Here is a 14,649-nt window from a genome sequence, read left to right as displayed (position 1 = left end):
ACGGGCTGATAAGTACAAACCGTTCACCTGGCCGTAGCGGCGCGATTATTTTCACAGCCTTAATGGCTGGTTACTCTTAGCGACGGTTACCGAAAATCCGCAGCAGCATCAGGAACAGGTTGATGAAATCGAGATACAGCGTCAGCGCGCCCATGATGGAGAAGCGGCGCAGATTCTCTTTATCGTTAACATCAATGCCCTCACCGATGGCTTTCAGCTTCTGCGTGTCATAAGCCGTCAGGCCCACAAACACCACCACGCCGATATAGGTAATCGCCCACATCAGCGCCGGGCTTTTCAGCCAGAAGTTCACCAGCGACGCCAGCAGAATGCCGATCAGCGCCATAAACAGCAGGCTGCCGAAGCGGCTCAGGTCGCGTTTGGTGGTGTAGCCGTAAAAGCTCATGGCACCAAACATGCCCGCGGTAACGAAGAAGGTACTGGCGATCGACGAGTAGGTATAAACAAGGAAAATACTCGCCATTGTCAGCCCGGTCAGCGCGGAATAGAGCATAAACAGCCCGGTCGCCACGGCGCCGCTCATGCGCTGCACCATGCCGGAAAGCACGAACACCAGCGCCAGCTGCGCGATAATCAGGCCGAAGAAGGTGATGCGATTGGCAAACACCAGTTCCATGACGGCAGGCGTGCGCGCGGCAAACCACGACACAAACGCCGTCAGCAGTAAGCCGCAGGTCATCCAGCCATACACCTGCGCCATATAGGTTTGCAGCCCGGTCGACGCCTGCTGCACGATTGAACCATTACGTGGATATCGATCCATGATGCACCTCTTTAAAAGTTACTGATAACGTCAGTGTGAAGTGTACACCACGGATCGTCAACGGCGCGTCATACACTGCTGATATCGCCCGTCAACCCGCTGGGCAAACCACGCGGTGGTGAGATTACGGGTAATTTTCGGGCTCTCCAGCTTAATGCCCGGCAGCACTTCGCGCGGCAGACGTTTTCCCGCCATCTTATCGGCGAGGATAAAGGTCTGTTTCCACAGCGTGCTGTCGCTGAAGCTTTCGCTGTCGCCCTTCTCCAGATCGCGGCGAATCTCACGTGTGCTCATGTCCAGCTGCTTCGCCAGCGTGCGCACCGCCAGTTCGGTGGCGCTCGCCTGTTCGCTGCCGTAGCGGATCAGGTCGCCGTCCAGCGCCAGTTTGATGCCGCTGGCACGCGCCACCGCAGCCTGGAACGCGGCGTTGCGGCTGGCGTACCAGCCGGCGTTGAAGTCAGCAAAGCGATACAGCGGCTGGCTGTACTCCACCGGATAGCCCAGCAGGTGCAGCGTGCCGAAGTAGATACCGCCGCGCCGGCTAAACACTTCGCGCCGGATCGAACCGTCAATCGGGTATGGATAGCCCTGCGCATGCGCTTCGGCAAAGGCAATGCTGACCTGCATCGGCCCGCCGGTGTGGATTGGGTTGAGATTACCGAACAGCTTCTGCCCCATCGGCACCATATCGATAAAGTCATCGAAAATGGCGCTCAGCTCTTTCTCGCTGTGCACCTTATCGAGACGTGCCGCGTAGCTCTCGCCGTTGGAGGATTTGATCAGTAATGCGGTGCGCACCAGAAACGCCGGCACGTGCACGCTGGCGGCGCGGCGGTCAATTTCCGCCCAGGCGATTTTTGGCAGACCCGGCACGGTGGCATCAGCGCTGAAGTTAGATTCCTGATCGGTCACGGCGATCACCGCGCAAATGTTGCTGGCGCTGGCGTCGATGTGCTGCACGCGCAGCGCGGTGTAGATGTCGTCGGCCCAGGCCGATTTTTGCGTCACATGGGCGGGCAGCAATTGCTGAATTTGCGCTTTCACGTCAGCGGGCTGGCGGGCCGGCAGCTGCGGCTCCTTTTTGGTGCTGCATCCGGCCAGCACCAGCGCAGCCAGCAGCGCTGCGCCGCGTAATATCGTGGTGGTGTTCATCCTGCTCCCTGATAAGCCAGCAAAAACCGTACCTTACCGTTTTCGTGGTCTGGCGGCTATCAGCGCGGGCGGATTTTGCGCGCTAGTTCCAGCGTTCAGCGGCCTGGTGGTCGCTGTCGCGGGCATCGACCCAGCGATCGCCCTGCGCGGTGGCTTCGCGCTTCCAGAACGGCGCGCGGGTTTTCAGGTAATCCATGATGAATTCACTGGCGGCAAAGGCGCTGCCGCGATGGGCGCTGCTGACGCCAACGAACACGATCTCATCACCAGGGAACAGTTCGCCTACGCGATGAATCACCGTCACCTGCTGCAGCGCCCAGCGCTGACGCGCATCCGCCACAATCTCCGCCAGCGCTTTTTCCGTCATGCCGGGATAGTGCTCCAGCGTCAGCGCGGCCACGCTGTCGCCGAGATTGTGGTTGCGGACTTTGCCGGTGAAGGTGACGACCGCGCCGTCGCTGTCATGTGCCGCCAGCAGCGCATACTCGTCGCCAACGTTAAACGGCGCGCTGCCGACGCGAATTCGGGTTGTCATGCTCAGCCTCCGGTAACCGGCGGGAAGAACGCCACTTCATCGCCGGCGCGCAGCGGATGGTTCATCGGCACCAGCGTCTGATTCACCGCCGCCAGCAGCTTGCCGGACTCCAGCGCCAGCGCCCAGCGATCGCTTTTCTGCGCCAGCGCAGCGCGCAGCGTGGCGACGTCAGCGTACTCTGCCGCCAGATCCAGCGCGGCGGTGCCGGTCAGTTCCCGCACCTGGGCAAAAAACAGCACCTTAATCATGGCGCACCGCCCGGAAATCACCGGATTTACCACCGCTTTTGCTCAGCAGTCGCAGCTGGTCGATGACGATATCTTTCTGCACCGCTTTGCACATGTCGTAGATGGTCAGCGCCGCGACCGAGGCGGCGGTCAGCGCTTCCATTTCCACGCCGGTTTTGCCGCTCAGGCGACAGCGCGAGGTAATGCGTACGCGGCTGTGCTCCGGCTCAGCCACCAGCGTCACCTCGACTTTGCTCAGCATCAGCGGATGGCACAGCGGAATCAGTTCCCAGGTGCGCTTCGCCGCCTGAATACCGGCAATGCGTGCGGTGGCGAAAACATCGCCTTTGTCATGGCTGCCGTCGAGGATCATTTGCAGCGTGGCCGGCTGCATTAACACCAGGGCTTCCGCCTGCGCTTCTCGCACGGTGTCAGTTTTGCCGGAGACGTCCACCATGTGGGCTTCGCCGGCCGCGTTGATATGGGTTAACGAGGACATGCTTATAACTTCTTCAAATGTGAGACAAAATTACACGGACGCGTACGCGCATCCAGCTGGGCTTCAATGATCCGCTCCCATGCGCTGTGGCAGGCACCGGTTGAGCCCGGCACGGCAAACAGCAGCGTCTGGTTGGCCAGACCGGCCACCGCGCGTGATTGCAGCGTCGCGCTGCCGATCTCCTCGTAGGAGATCATGCGAAACAGTTCGCCAAAGCCGTCAATTTCCCGATCCAGCAGCGGCAGCAGCGCTTCCGGCGTACTGTTTTTACTGTTAAAGCCGGTACCGCCGTTAATCAGCACCACCTGCACATCTTCACTGGCGATCCAGCGCGACACCGTGGCGCGGATGCGATAACGGTTGTCCGGGACGATGGCATGATCGACCACCTGATGCCCGGCTTCGGTCAGCGCCTCACGCAGATAGTCGCCGGAGCTGTCACTGCTGGCGTCGCGGCTGTCAGAGACGGTCATCACCGCCGCATTTAAGGCGACAAAATCGCCGGAAGGTTTACCCATGGCCGTAACTCCTGTGTTTAGCCACCAATGAAGGAGAGGTTCTGCGTGATGCCGGTATTGCCCTGATGCAGGAAATGCGTCTGCTTTTTCTGCCCGAGGCTGTGAGCGATGCGCGCCTGCAGCTCGGCCTGCTGATCGTCGGAGGCCAGCAGATCGCGCAGCGGCACGCCGCCGTCGCCAAACAGGCACAGATGCAGGTTACCGATCGCCGATACGCGCAGGCGATTACAGCTGGCGCAGAAATCTTTTTCATACGGCATGATCAGGCCAACTTCACCCTGATAATCCGGATGGCGGAACACCTGGGCCGGGCCATCGCTGCGGCCGCGCGGCTGGCGCTGCCAGCCCTGCATGATCAGCTGATCGCGAATCAACTCGCCGGACACATGATGACGGCGGAACAGATCGCCGCCCTCGCCGGTTTCCATCAGCTCGATAAAGCGCAGCTGAATCGGCCGGGTGCGGATCCACGCCAGAAAGGTCTCCAGACTGTGGCTGTTGACGTCGCGCATCAGCACGCTGTTGACTTTGACGGTGCTGAAACCGGCATCAAAGGCCGCATCAATCCCCGCCATGACTTCGTGAAATTTGTTCTGCCCGGTAATGGCGTGAAACTGCCGTGCGTCGAGGCTGTCGACGCTGACATTGATATGGGTGAGGCCTGCCGCACGCCAGGCGCCGACATCGCGCGCCATGCGGTAGCCATTGGTGGTCATAGCGATCTGGCGGATCGCCGCGTTGTCGCGCACGGCGGCAATGATATCGGTGAAGTCGCGCCGCATCGAGGGTTCGCCGCCGGTCAGGCGCACTTTTTCGGTGCCCGCCGCCGCAAAGGCACGCGTCACGCGACGAATCTCATCCAGCGAGAGAAAACTTTTGTTGTGCACGCCGTTCGGCCGGTAGCCGTCGGGCAGGCAGTAGGTACAACGGAAGTTACACACATCCGTGACCGACAGGCGCAGATAATAAAAGCTGCGCGCATAGGCATCTGTAAATTGTGGCACCTGAACACCTTTCCAAAGTACGGGAGATGCAGTCATTTCTTTCTGCACCCTGGCAGCTCGCGGCTGCGGCCAGGCATCCATATCACACGACTTAGGAACGCAAGGCTTGGGAGTCTGTTGTCATTGTGGACAACACGGTTAAAGCAAATGGTAGCGCGATTTGACGCTCGCATCCATCGGCATTTATCGCTATATATATTGATACATAACGTTATTTCACCGCATTTTCGCGACAGGATACGGTAAAATGCGCGACAGATATTGATACACATCAGTTGAACGCCGTCTGCACCTCACGTGCGGCGTTTTAAGGAGCAGCATGAATCGTACCCTGGCAGATTTGGATCGCGTGGTGGCACTCGGCGGCGGCCACGGCCTTGGCCGCGTGATGTCGGCGCTGGCGCCGCTGGGCTCACGCCTGACCGGCATCGTCACCACCACCGACAACGGCGGATCCACCGGCCGCATACGCCGTTCAGAAGGCGGCATTGCCTGGGGCGACATGCGCAACTGCATTAATCAGCTGATCACCGAACCCAGCGTGGCCTCTGCCATGTTCGAGTATCGCTTTACCGGCAACGGCGAACTGGCCGGGCATAATCTGGGCAATCTGATCCTGAAAGCGCTCGATCATCTCAGCGTGCGTCCGCTGGAAGCCATCAACATTATCCGCAACCTGCTGAAGGTGGATGCGTTTCTGATTCCGATGTCAGAGCAGCCGGTGGACCTGGTCGCGCAGGATAGCGAAGGCAATATGGTGTACGGTGAAACGGCGATTGACGAAATGAAGCAGGCGCCGGAAGAGCTGATGCTGCACCCCAATGTGGTGCCGACGCGTGAAGCGCTGGACGCCGTCGCCGAGGCCGATTTGATCCTGATTGGTCCCGGCAGCTTTTACACCAGCCTGATGCCGATTCTGCTGATGGAGGAGATGGCACGCGCGCTGCGCCGGACGCCCGCCACCATGGTGTTCATCGGAAATCTCGGTCGCGAACTGAGCCCGGCGGCGGCCAGCCTGACGGTCGCCGACAAGCTGGCGATGATGGAAAAAGCCATTGGCAAACGGGTGATTGACGCTGTAGTGGTCGGCCCGTCAGCAGACACGCGCGGCGTCACTGAGCGGTTAATCGTGCGCGAACCGCTGGAAGCCGCCGATATCCGCTATCGTCACGACCGCCAGCTGCTGCGCCGCGCGCTGGAACATGCCATTCAGGCGGTTTAGCCGGCGCGCAACGCGAGCGTCGGCTTCACATTAAGAGGCGGCGATAAACAGTTCACGCAGCTCGTGCAGCTGGTCGCGCACCCGCGCGGCCTCTTCGAACTCCAGGTTCTGCGCGTGCTGCTGCATCTGACCTTCCAGCTCGTGGATCTTCTTCTGCATGGCCTGTGGCGTGAGCGCCAGATAGCTGGCCTCAGCCTCGGCGGCAGTGCGTGAAGCCGTTTTACCTTTACCGCGCGTTTTCACCACGTTTTTGCCCAGCTCAAGAATATCGGTGATTTTCTTGTTCAGGCCCTGCGGCACAATGCCCCGCTCTTCGTTATAACGCTGCTGCTTCTCGCGGCGGCGCTCGGTCTCTTCCATCGCCCGCGCCATCGACGGCGTGATCTTATCCGCGTAGAGAATCGCTCTGCCGTTGACGTTACGCGCCGCGCGTCCGATGGTCTGAATCAGCGAGCGCTCGGAGCGCAGGAAGCCCTCTTTATCGGCGTCCAGAATCGCCACCAGCGACACTTCCGGCATATCCAGCCCTTCGCGCAGCAGGTTGATCCCCACCAGCACGTCAAATTCCCCGAGACGCAGATCGCGAATGATCTCCATACGTTCAACGGTATCAATGTCGGAGTGCAGATAACGCACCTTCTCACCGTGCTCCTCAAGATACTCGGTGAGGTCTTCGGCCATGCGCTTGGTCAGCGTGGTGACCAGCACGCGCTCGTTGATTTCGACGCGCTTGCGGATCTCCGACAGCAGATCGTCAACCTGGGTCGCCACCGGACGCACCTCAAGAATCGGATCGAGCAGACCGGTAGGCCGCACCACCTGATCGATGACGTCGCCGCCCGATTTCTCCAGCTCGTAGTTACCTGGCGTGGCCGAGACGTAAATGGTCTGCGGTGCCAGCGCTTCAAACTCTTCAAAGCGCAGCGGACGGTTGTCCAGCGCCGACGGCAGGCGGAAACCGTACTCCACCAGCGTCTCCTTACGCGCGCGGTCACCGCGATACATGCCGCCAATCTGCGGAATAGTCACGTGGGATTCATCGACCACCAGCAGGCCATCCGCCGGCAGGTAATCAAACAGCGTCGGCGGCGGCTCACCCGGTCCGCGTCCGGAGAGATAGCGCGAATAGTTTTCAATGCCCGAGCAGTAGCCGAGTTCGTTCATCATTTCGAGGTCAAACTGGGTGCGCTGGGTGATGCGCTGCTCTTCCAGCAGTTTGTTGTTCTCCAGCAGCACTTTGCGCCGCACCGCCAGCTCATCCTTGATCTCTTCCATCGCCTGCAGAATACGCTCGCGCGGCGTCACATAGTGCGTCTTCGGGTAGATGGTGAAACGCGGAATCACCGAGATCACCTGGCCGGTCAGCGGGTCGAACAGCGACAGGCGCTCAACCTCTTCATCAAACAGTTCAACGCGCAGACCAATGTCATCGGATTCCGCCGGGAAGATATCGATTACTTCGCCGCGCACGCGGAAGGTGCCGCGCTGGAAAACCTGGTCGTTGCGGGTGTACTGCAGTTCGGCGAGGCGGCGCAGGATGCTGCGCTGGTCGATGATCATGCCGCGCGTCAGATGCAGCATCATTTTCAGGTAGAGATCGGGATCGCCCAGGCCGTAGATGGCAGAAACCGACGCCACCACAATCACGTCGCGGCGCTCCAGCATCGCTTTAGTGGCAGAGAGACGCATCTGCTCGATGTGCTCGTTTACCGCCGCATCTTTCTCGATGAAGGTATCCGAACTGGGCACGTAGGCTTCCGGCTGATAGTAGTCGTAGTAGGAGACGAAGAACTCGACCGCGTTATCCGGGAAGAACTCTTTCATCTCACCATACAGCTGTGCCGCCAGCGTTTTATTCGGTGCCATTACCATGGTCGGCCGGTTGAGATCGGCAATGACGTTGGCGATGGTAAAAGTTTTTCCTGAACCGGTAACCCCCAGCAGCGTCTGGTGCGCCAGTCCATCCTCCAGCCCTTCTTCAAGGCGACGAATCGCCTCAGGCTGATCGCCTGAAGGTTTGAAAGCGGAGTTGAGTTTAAAGGCTTTACTCATGGTATTACGGTTCCTGCTGAAGAAGTCGGCGGGCAGGCTGGTAATTCTACTCTGCTATGGCGATTTTGCCAGAAAAAAATACTGGATATAATCACAGATATGCTGCACGATGATGGGGAGATGTCGCGATTCGCTTCAGCGTAATTTATGCGGTAATCCGGAAGCGTTTGTTGCGCAAGGTTATCCCCAGACGAGCAACGCTTTTAACAATTGTCAATAGAGCGTCATTAAATTGCAGTCTGATGACAAGCCAGACAATTCTCAGGCTTGCTTTTAAATAACCTGCTGATTTAAAAGAGATTGACTCAAAAGCCCAGTTTCGCAGCATTATGTATGCAACCCGCGTATTTCCTCGCTTGCGCCCGGTTTTCAGTCGCTAATGCACAAGGTTATCCACAGGAATAGTGGATAACTGAATCCAGCCCCACGTCCATCGGCTGTGTATAATTTTCCCCTCGCTTATCCTGCCGTGCGAAAAAATTTTTTTTGCGATTATTTTTCCATCATCCCGTGCGGCTTTAACTATTCTTTTGGCGTACCCCATCGTGCCGTAACGGGAAAAAGCCCAGCGTTAAGGCCACTTATTTCTTCAGCCCCTGCCTTATGACAGCACAGATGCACCAGAAACGTTAAGCAGTCAGCACCGTCAAAGTGCAGGCGAGTTATTACTGCGGGCAATTGTTAAGATTTCCTCATCAATTATGGCGAGTTTCGCTGCCTTTTACCCCGGTTGAGGCTGCTTTGGCGGATCTGGCCTGAGAATTGCAGTGAATTAACGGTGGAGTGACGAGTCCATGCCGGCAGGATGAACAAGCGCCGCCGGCGACAGCAGTGTCCCAATAGCCATTGTGCATGACTGTATGCCAGACGACACAGAGCGGGAGCATTCAGGCGAATAATCTGGAAGGAGAATGTCAGATGCTGAGTTTACGTTCGGTGAATCAATTTTACGGTCAGAACCATATTTTATGGGATGTGGATCTCGATCTGCCGCCAGGCACCTGCACCGGCGTGCTGGGCAGCCCGGGGATGGGCAAAACCACGCTGGTGAACTGTATTATGGGTCGCCTGCCCATTAATAGTGGATCGATGACCTGGCAGGAAGACGGCGCGCCGCCGGAAAACCTGCTGCTGCAGCCTGCTGAGCAACGCGCGCGCATGGGCATCGGCTACGTACCACAGGGACGCCACATCTTTTCCCAGATGAGCGTGGAAGATAACCTGCTGATTGCGCTGATGGCGGCACAGGACGATCGCAGCCGCGCCATTCCCGAGATGGTGTTTGATCTGTTTCCGGCGCTCTACTCGCTGCGTCATCAGCGCAGCGGCGAACTGCCGATGGATCAGCAGCAGCAGCTGGCCCTGGCGCGCGCGCTGGTGCTGCAGCCGAAACTGCTGATCCTGGATGAACCCACCGAAGGCATGTCGCCGTGGCTGGAGGAGGAGATGGGGAATCTGATTCGCCGCCTGAACCGCGACTATGGCCTGACGATTCTGCTGCTCGAACAGCATGTGTCGTTCATTCGCCGCGTGGCGGACTATTTTCTGCTGCTGCATCGTGGCCGCAACGTGGCGCAGGGCAGCGTGGCACAACTGGATGATGTCACGGTGAATAAGTGGTTAACGGCCACCTAGCGTCGGTAGCGTGCGGCGCAGAGTGCTGCGCCGCCGCGCCATTTACTGTGGCAGGGTAAGGTAACGGCCACAGTCGGCCTGCTGCGCCGCGCTGCTCAGCCACGGAATCTCACCGAGGAACGGGGCCGCAATGCGCTGTTGCAGCGTCGCCAGATATTCCGCATGTCGCTTACCCGGCGGCTGGATGTCATTGGCAATCCAGCCGGCGAGGCGCAACCCCCGCGCCTTCACCGCTTCCGCCGTCAGCATGGCGTGGTTGATGCAGCCGAGCTTCACGCCGACCACCAGAATCACCGGCAGCTGCTCGGTGGCGACCCAGTCGGCGTAAGTTTGTGTCGCGGACAGCGGCGTGAACCAGCCGCCCGCGCCTTCCACCAGCACCCATTCAGCCTGCTGTTCCAGCGCGCGTAAGCCAGCGGAGAGCTGCGCAAATTCAATCGGTCTGCCCTCTTCCGCGCTGACGATATGCGGCGACGTCGGTTCGATGAACGCCAGCGGGTTTACCTGCTCATAGCTCAGCGCCAGGCTGCTGTAGCGCTGCAGCGCCAGCGCGTCGCTGTTGCGCACGCCGTCGGGCGTAATCTCGCAGCCGGAGGCCACCGGTTTGTAGCCAGCAGTGCGTAATCCCGCAGCGCTGGCCGCCTGCAACAGAGCGCCGCTGGCGACTGTTTTGCCCACTTCGGTGTCAGTTCCGGTAATAAACCAGCGTGTCATTTTTGTAAAACTCCATACATCAGGTGATAACTGAGACGATAGCCGTGCGCATCCTGCGGCCAGTGCTGCTCCAGCTGCGCCAGCTGCGGGCGCGTCAGCAGAGCCGCGTGTCGCCCATCGTGCAGGTGCGTTGCGCCGATGCCTTTCAGCGAGCGCATGGCGCTGAGCGCACTGGGGAAGTGCAGCGTGACGATCTGCGTCTGGCTGCGCAGCGGCAGGCCCGCGGTCGCCAGGGCAAAGGCATCGCCGCTGAGGAAGCGATTGGCGTGACGCCGACCATCGATCTGCGCCCACGCCTGGTGCACCTCCTGCAGCGAGCCGTCGAGCAGCGTCGAGAACAGCACGCTGCCGCCCGGGCGCGTCACGCGCAGAAACTGCAGCAGCGCGGTGCGCAGATCGCTGCTCCACTGCACCGCCAGGTTGCTCCAGACGCCGTCGACGCTGTTATCCGCCAGCGGTAACTGGTCGATATCGCCCTGTAAATAGTCGTGCGCCGAGTGCTGTTCGCGTGCCGCCTGCAGCATCGCCGGTGACAGATCCAGCGCGCAGACCTGGCGACCGCGATCGCGCCAGTAGCGGCTGAACCAGCCGGTGCCGCAGCCGGCATCCAGCAGCTGCGGGCCAAATCCGGCCGGCGCCAGCGCCAGCAGCGCCTCGCCGCTCTGGCGCTGCAGCTGAGCATGCTGTTCGTAATGCGCGGCCGCCCGGCCAAATGCCTGCGCCACCGCCTGTTTATTCACCTGCAGCGTCATACAGTGCCTCCAGCAACGCGTCGATATCTTCGGGATGATGCGCCGCGGTGAGCGTAATACGCAGCCGCGCGGTACCCGGCGGCACCGTTGGTGGCCGGATCGCGCTCACCCAGCAACCGGCCTGCGCCAGCCGCTGTGACAGCGCCAGCGCGGTACGGTTTTCGCCAACGATCAGCGGCTGAATGGCGCTGTCAGAAGCCATCAGCTGCCACGGCAACTGCGCCGCGCCCGCGCGAAAGCGGGCAATATTTTGCTGCAACCGCGCGCGCAGCGCGTCGCCCTGCTGGATCTGCGCCAGCGCCGCCAGCAGCGCACAGCACTGCGCCGGCGGCATGGCGGTGGAATAGATTAAATGGCGCGAGAATTGCTCGACGTAATCTGCGGTAGCGTCATCACACAGCAGCGCGGCGCCGCTGACGCCAAAGCCTTTACCAAAAGTCACCACCAGCAGTTCCGGTTTCACCTGCTGCTGCCAGCAGCTGCCGCGCCCCTGCTCACCGGTGACGCCAATGCCGTGCGCATCGTCCACCAGCAGCCAGCCGCCCGCGCGCCGGGTTTCGGCGGCAAGTTCAGCCAGCGGCGCACTGTCGCCATCCATGCTGAATACGCCCTCGGTCACCACCAGCGTGCCGCCTTCCGCGCGCGTCGCCAGCAGCTTCGCCAGGCTGGCCGGCTGGTTGTGGGCAAAACGGCGCAGCGTTGCCGGACTGTGGCTGGCGGCATCCAGCAGCGAGGCGTGCGCCAGTTTGTCAGCGATAATGCGATCCGACTTTTGCGCCAGCAGATGGATCACTGCCTGGTTGGCGGCAAAGCCGGAGATAAACAGCAGCGCGCGCGGGTAGCCGAGCCAGGACGCCAGCTGCTGCTCCAGCTGCGCATGGTGACGGCTGTAGCCGGTGACGTGGCCGGAAGCCCCGGCACCGACGCCCGCCTCGCACACACCCTGCTGCCAGGCGGCCATCACCGCCGGATGCTGGCTCAGGCCGAGGTAATCATTGCTGGAGAAGTGGCGATAGCGCTGCCCGTCGAGGGTAATTTCACGCACGCTGTTGTGCTCAATGCGCCGCCGCTGCCGCCAGCCGTCGGCGGCACGCTGCGCCGTCAGCGCCTGCGCAATACGTTCAGACCACATTTACACGGCCGCGTTATAGAACTGCGCGCTGTCGGCGTGCAGCAACTGCTCGCTGAGCTGATGCTGCTGTTCGTTATCGCCTGCAGTCGTGGCGGTGTGCTCCGGATTCAGGCCCAGCTTGCGGAACAGGATCAGATCTTTGTCCTCTTCCGGGTTCGGCGTGGTCAGCAGCTTGCAGCCGTAGAAAATCGAGTTGGCACCCGCCATGAAGCACATCGCCTGGGTCTGTTCGCTCATCTGTTCGCGACCGGCCGACAGGCGCACGTGCGAGGTTGGCATCATGATGCGCGCCACGGCAATGGTGCGGATAAAGTCGAACGGCTCGACGTCATCGTTATCCGCCAGCGGCGTGCCTTTGACTTTCACCAGCATGTTAATCGGCACGCTCTCCGGCGGCGTGGGCAGGTTGGCCAGCTGCACCAGCAAACCGGCGCGGTCGTTGACCGTTTCGCCCAGCCCGACAATGCCGCCTGAGCACACTTTGATGCCGGCGTTGCGCACTTTATCCAGCGTATCAAGACGCTCCTGATAGGTACGGGTGGTGATGATGCTGCCGTAAAACTCCGGCGAGGTGTCGAGGTTATGGTTGTAAAAATCGAGCCCGGCGCTGGCCAGCCGCTGCGCCTGATCGTGGTCGAGCGTGCCCAGCGTCATGCAGGTTTCCATGCCCATGGCTTTCACGCCCTGCACCATCTGCTCAAGGTACGGCATGTCGCGCTCGTGCGGGTTTTTCCACGCTGCGCCCATGCAGAAGCGGCTGGAGCCGGCTGCTTTGGCCTTGCGCGCCGATTCCAGCACCGCTTCCACCTCCATCAGGCGCTCGGTTTCCAGCCCGGTTTTGTAACGCGCGCTCTGCGGACAGTATTTACAGTCTTCCGGACAGGCGCCGGTTTTGATCGACAGCAGCGTGCTGACCTGCACCTGACGCGGGTCGAAGTGCTGGCGGTGCACCTGCTGTGCTTCAAACATCAGCTCGAGAAAAGGTTTATCAAATAGCGCCTGAGCCTGAGCCAGTGTCCAGCGATTAGCCATTGCTTACTCCAAAAAAGGGGGTTCATCCTGACGATTAACGTGGTTATACTTGTAAACTAAATCTTTTCAAAATGGTTTACAAGACAGATGTTCACACAGGACGACCTCCGCTTTGACCGCCAGCATATCTGGCATCCTTACACCTCAATGCGCGATCCGCTGCCGTGCTACCCGGTGGTGGCCGCGCACGGCTGCACGCTGCAGCTGGCCGATGGACGTGAGCTGGTCGACGGCATGTCGTCGTGGTGGGCAGCGATCCACGGCTATAACCATCCGCGCCTCAATCAGGCGTTGCAGCAGCAGATGGCGCAGATGTCACACGTGATGTTCGGCGGCATCACCCATCCGCCAGCCGTGGAGCTGAGCCGCCAGCTGATCGCCATGACGCCCGAGGCGCTGGAGTGCGTGTTCCTCGCCGATTCCGGCTCGATCGCCGTCGAAGTGTCGATGAAAATGGCGCTGCAGTACTGGCTGGGACGCGGAGAGACGCGGCAGAAATTCCTCACGCTGCAGCGCGGTTATCACGGCGATACGTTTGCCGCCATGTCGGTCTGCGATCCGGAAAACTCCATGCACAGCCTGTGGCGCGGCTACCTGCCCGAGCATCTGTTCGCCCGCGCGCCGCAGTGTGGCTTTGACGATGACTGGGATGACAACGATATTGCCGATTTCGCCCGGCTAATCGAGCAGCACCATCGCAGTATCGCCGCGGTGATCCTCGAACCTATCGTGCAGGGTGCCGGCGGCATGCGTTTCTACCATCCACGCTATCTGCAACAGGTGCGGACGCTGTGCGATCGCTACGGTTTATTGCTGATTGCCGATGAGATCGCCACCGGCTTCGGCCGCAGCGGCAAGCTGTTTGCCTGCGAGCACGCCGGCATCACACCGGACATTTTGTGTCTCGGCAAGGCGCTGACCGGCGGCACCCTGACACTTTCCGCCACCCTGACCACGCGCGACGTCGCCGATACCATCAGCCGCAGCGCGGCGGGCTGCTTTATGCACGGGCCGACGTTTATGGGCAATCCGCTGGCCTGTGCGGTGGCGGTCGAAAGCCTGAAGCTGATCAACGAAGGGCACTGGCCGGCGCAGGTGGCGGCGATTGAGCAGCAGCTGCGAACGGAACTGCTGCCGCTGCGCGACCATCCGATGGTGGCGGATGCGCGCGTGCTGGGGGCGATTGGCGTAATTGAGACCCATCAGCCGGTGAACATGGCGGCGCTGCAGCAGTTCTTCGTGGAACGCGGCGTATGGATTCGCCCGTTCGGTAAGCTGATTTACCTGATGCCACCTTATCTGATTTCTGCCGCACAGCTGACGCAGCTGACGGCGGCGCTAAGCGCTGCACTGGCGGTGGACGGCCACTTTCAGCCCTGACACCGCTGGCA

The 14,649-nt window shown here is 60.5% G+C and carries 15 protein-coding genes and 1 riboswitch; of the genes, 3 read left to right on the top strand and 12 right to left on the bottom strand.

Going from position 1 to position 14,649, the window contains the following annotated elements; genetic code table 11:
• Positions 1–76: 76 nt before the first annotated feature.
• The 7 genes from FT726_RS03930 to moaA form a co-directional block, all read right to left on the bottom strand.
• Positions 77–784, bottom strand: coding sequence for a Bax inhibitor-1/YccA family protein (locus FT726_RS03930; protein WP_021508489.1), 708 nt, complete (start codon positions 782–784; stop codon positions 77–79).
• 57 nt (positions 785–841) lie between these two features.
• Entirely contained in the window at positions 842–1,936 is a 1,095-nt protein-coding gene (locus FT726_RS03925) for a DUF1615 domain-containing protein (protein WP_058757845.1), read from the bottom strand.
• A gap of 82 nt (positions 1,937–2,018) precedes the next feature.
• Complete coding sequence (gene moaE / locus FT726_RS03920; RefSeq protein WP_021508491.1) at positions 2,019–2,471, bottom strand: molybdopterin synthase catalytic subunit MoaE; 453 nt, start codon at positions 2,469–2,471, stop codon at positions 2,019–2,021.
• Between the two features lie 2 nt (positions 2,472–2,473).
• Positions 2,474–2,719 carry a molybdopterin synthase sulfur carrier subunit gene (gene moaD, locus FT726_RS03915; protein WP_021508492.1) on the bottom strand — a complete coding sequence of 82 codons (246 nt, stop codon included), beginning with the start codon at positions 2,717–2,719 and terminating at the stop codon, positions 2,474–2,476.
• Positions 2,712–3,197: a cyclic pyranopterin monophosphate synthase MoaC gene (moaC, locus tag FT726_RS03910; protein WP_021508493.1), complete on the bottom strand. Its 486-nt coding sequence runs from the start codon at positions 3,195–3,197 to the stop codon at positions 2,712–2,714. The genes moaD and moaC overlap by 8 nt, the downstream gene beginning before the upstream one ends.
• Before the next feature lie 2 nt (positions 3,198–3,199).
• Positions 3,200–3,715: a molybdenum cofactor biosynthesis protein B gene (gene moaB / locus FT726_RS03905; protein WP_282995795.1), complete on the bottom strand. Its 516-nt coding sequence runs from the start codon at positions 3,713–3,715 to the stop codon at positions 3,200–3,202.
• A gap of 17 nt (positions 3,716–3,732) precedes the next feature.
• On the bottom strand, positions 3,733–4,719 hold the full coding sequence (gene moaA / locus FT726_RS03900; RefSeq protein ID WP_278706932.1) for a GTP 3',8-cyclase MoaA: 987 nt from the start codon (positions 4,717–4,719) through the stop codon (positions 3,733–3,735).
• Positions 4,708–4,844, bottom strand: a riboswitch (molybdenum cofactor riboswitch). (Overlaps the previous gene by 12 nt.)
• A gap of 194 nt (positions 4,845–5,038) precedes the next feature.
• On the opposite strand from moaA, the gene yvcK reads away from it, so the two are divergent.
• The gene (gene yvcK, locus FT726_RS03895) at positions 5,039–5,941 is read left to right on the top strand and encodes a uridine diphosphate-N-acetylglucosamine-binding protein YvcK (RefSeq protein WP_021508496.1); all 903 of its coding nucleotides are present in this window, start codon (positions 5,039–5,041) and stop codon (positions 5,939–5,941) included.
• A gap of 30 nt (positions 5,942–5,971) precedes the next feature.
• Here yvcK and uvrB read toward each other — a convergent pair whose 3' ends face one another.
• A complete protein-coding gene (gene uvrB, locus FT726_RS03890; RefSeq protein ID WP_021508497.1) occupies positions 5,972–7,993 on the bottom strand; it encodes an excinuclease ABC subunit UvrB in 2,022 nt (673 codons plus the stop codon).
• A gap of 918 nt (positions 7,994–8,911) precedes the next feature.
• Here uvrB and FT726_RS03885 point away from each other — a divergent pair.
• Positions 8,912–9,628 (top strand): ABC transporter ATP-binding protein, encoded by a 717-nt coding sequence (locus FT726_RS03885; protein ID WP_282996496.1) that lies wholly within the window; start codon positions 8,912–8,914, stop codon positions 9,626–9,628.
• Between the two features lie 42 nt (positions 9,629–9,670).
• On the opposite strand, the gene bioD is transcribed toward FT726_RS03885, so the two are convergent.
• From bioD to bioB, 4 genes are read right to left on the bottom strand one after another with little or no spacing between them, the layout of a single operon-like run.
• Positions 9,671–10,342, bottom strand: a complete 672-nt coding sequence (gene bioD / locus FT726_RS03880; protein WP_282996497.1) for a dethiobiotin synthase — start codon at positions 10,340–10,342, stop codon at positions 9,671–9,673.
• A complete protein-coding gene (gene bioC, locus FT726_RS03875) occupies positions 10,339–11,094 on the bottom strand; it encodes a malonyl-ACP O-methyltransferase BioC (protein WP_058757848.1) in 756 nt (251 codons plus the stop codon). Before bioC ends, bioD begins: the two co-directional genes overlap by 4 nt.
• The gene (gene bioF / locus FT726_RS03870) at positions 11,075–12,226 is read right to left on the bottom strand and encodes an 8-amino-7-oxononanoate synthase (protein ID WP_346302415.1); all 1,152 of its coding nucleotides are present in this window, start codon (positions 12,224–12,226) and stop codon (positions 11,075–11,077) included. Before bioF ends, bioC begins: the two co-directional genes overlap by 20 nt.
• A complete protein-coding gene (gene bioB / locus FT726_RS03865; protein ID WP_058757850.1) occupies positions 12,227–13,258 on the bottom strand; it encodes a biotin synthase BioB in 1,032 nt (343 codons plus the stop codon).
• An 87-nt stretch (positions 13,259–13,345) separates the two neighbouring features.
• Between bioB and bioA the strand changes: the two genes are divergently transcribed.
• The gene (gene bioA, locus FT726_RS03860; protein ID WP_346302414.1) at positions 13,346–14,638 is read left to right on the top strand and encodes an adenosylmethionine--8-amino-7-oxononanoate transaminase; all 1,293 of its coding nucleotides are present in this window, start codon (positions 13,346–13,348) and stop codon (positions 14,636–14,638) included.
• The last annotated feature ends 11 nt before the right edge of the window (positions 14,639–14,649 follow it).

This window comes from Pantoea sp. Morm, from assembly GCF_016643525.1.
GTDB classification, from domain to species: domain Bacteria; phylum Pseudomonadota; class Gammaproteobacteria; order Enterobacterales; family Enterobacteriaceae; genus Pantoea; species Pantoea dispersa.
Note: the sequence above shows the minus strand (reverse complement) of the source record. Positions and strands in the feature narration are given on the sequence as shown.

What these genes read in the sequence shown, in the direction of transcription:
- uvrB (WP_021508497.1), bottom strand. Translation starts at nt 7,993, where the DNA reads ATGAGTAAAGCCTTTAAACTCAACTCCGCTTTCAAACCTTCAGGCGAT.
- FT726_RS03885 (WP_282996496.1), top strand. Translation starts at nt 8,912, where the DNA reads ATGCTGAGTTTACGTTCGGTGAATCAATTTTACGGTCAGAACCATATT.
- yvcK (WP_021508496.1), top strand. Translation starts at nt 5,039, where the DNA reads ATGAATCGTACCCTGGCAGATTTGGATCGCGTGGTGGCACTCGGCGGC.
- FT726_RS03930 (WP_021508489.1), bottom strand. Translation starts at nt 784, where the DNA reads ATGGATCGATATCCACGTAATGGTTCAATCGTGCAGCAGGCGTCGACC.
- bioA (WP_346302414.1), top strand. Translation starts at nt 13,346, where the DNA reads ATGTTCACACAGGACGACCTCCGCTTTGACCGCCAGCATATCTGGCAT.
- bioD (WP_282996497.1), bottom strand. Translation starts at nt 10,342, where the DNA reads ATGACACGCTGGTTTATTACCGGAACTGACACCGAAGTGGGCAAAACA.
- FT726_RS03925 (WP_058757845.1), bottom strand. Translation starts at nt 1,936, where the DNA reads ATGAACACCACCACGATATTACGCGGCGCAGCGCTGCTGGCTGCGCTG.
- bioC (WP_058757848.1), bottom strand. Translation starts at nt 11,094, where the DNA reads ATGACGCTGCAGGTGAATAAACAGGCGGTGGCGCAGGCATTTGGCCGG.
- bioB (WP_058757850.1), bottom strand. Translation starts at nt 13,258, where the DNA reads ATGGCTAATCGCTGGACACTGGCTCAGGCTCAGGCGCTATTTGATAAA.
- moaC (WP_021508493.1), bottom strand. Translation starts at nt 3,197, where the DNA reads ATGTCCTCGTTAACCCATATCAACGCGGCCGGCGAAGCCCACATGGTG.
- bioF (WP_346302415.1), bottom strand. Translation starts at nt 12,226, where the DNA reads ATGTGGTCTGAACGTATTGCGCAGGCGCTGACGGCGCAGCGTGCCGCC.
- moaD (WP_021508492.1), bottom strand. Translation starts at nt 2,719, where the DNA reads ATGATTAAGGTGCTGTTTTTTGCCCAGGTGCGGGAACTGACCGGCACC.
- moaE (WP_021508491.1), bottom strand. Translation starts at nt 2,471, where the DNA reads ATGACAACCCGAATTCGCGTCGGCAGCGCGCCGTTTAACGTTGGCGAC.
- moaB (WP_282995795.1), bottom strand. Translation starts at nt 3,715, where the DNA reads ATGGGTAAACCTTCCGGCGATTTTGTCGCCTTAAATGCGGCGGTGATG.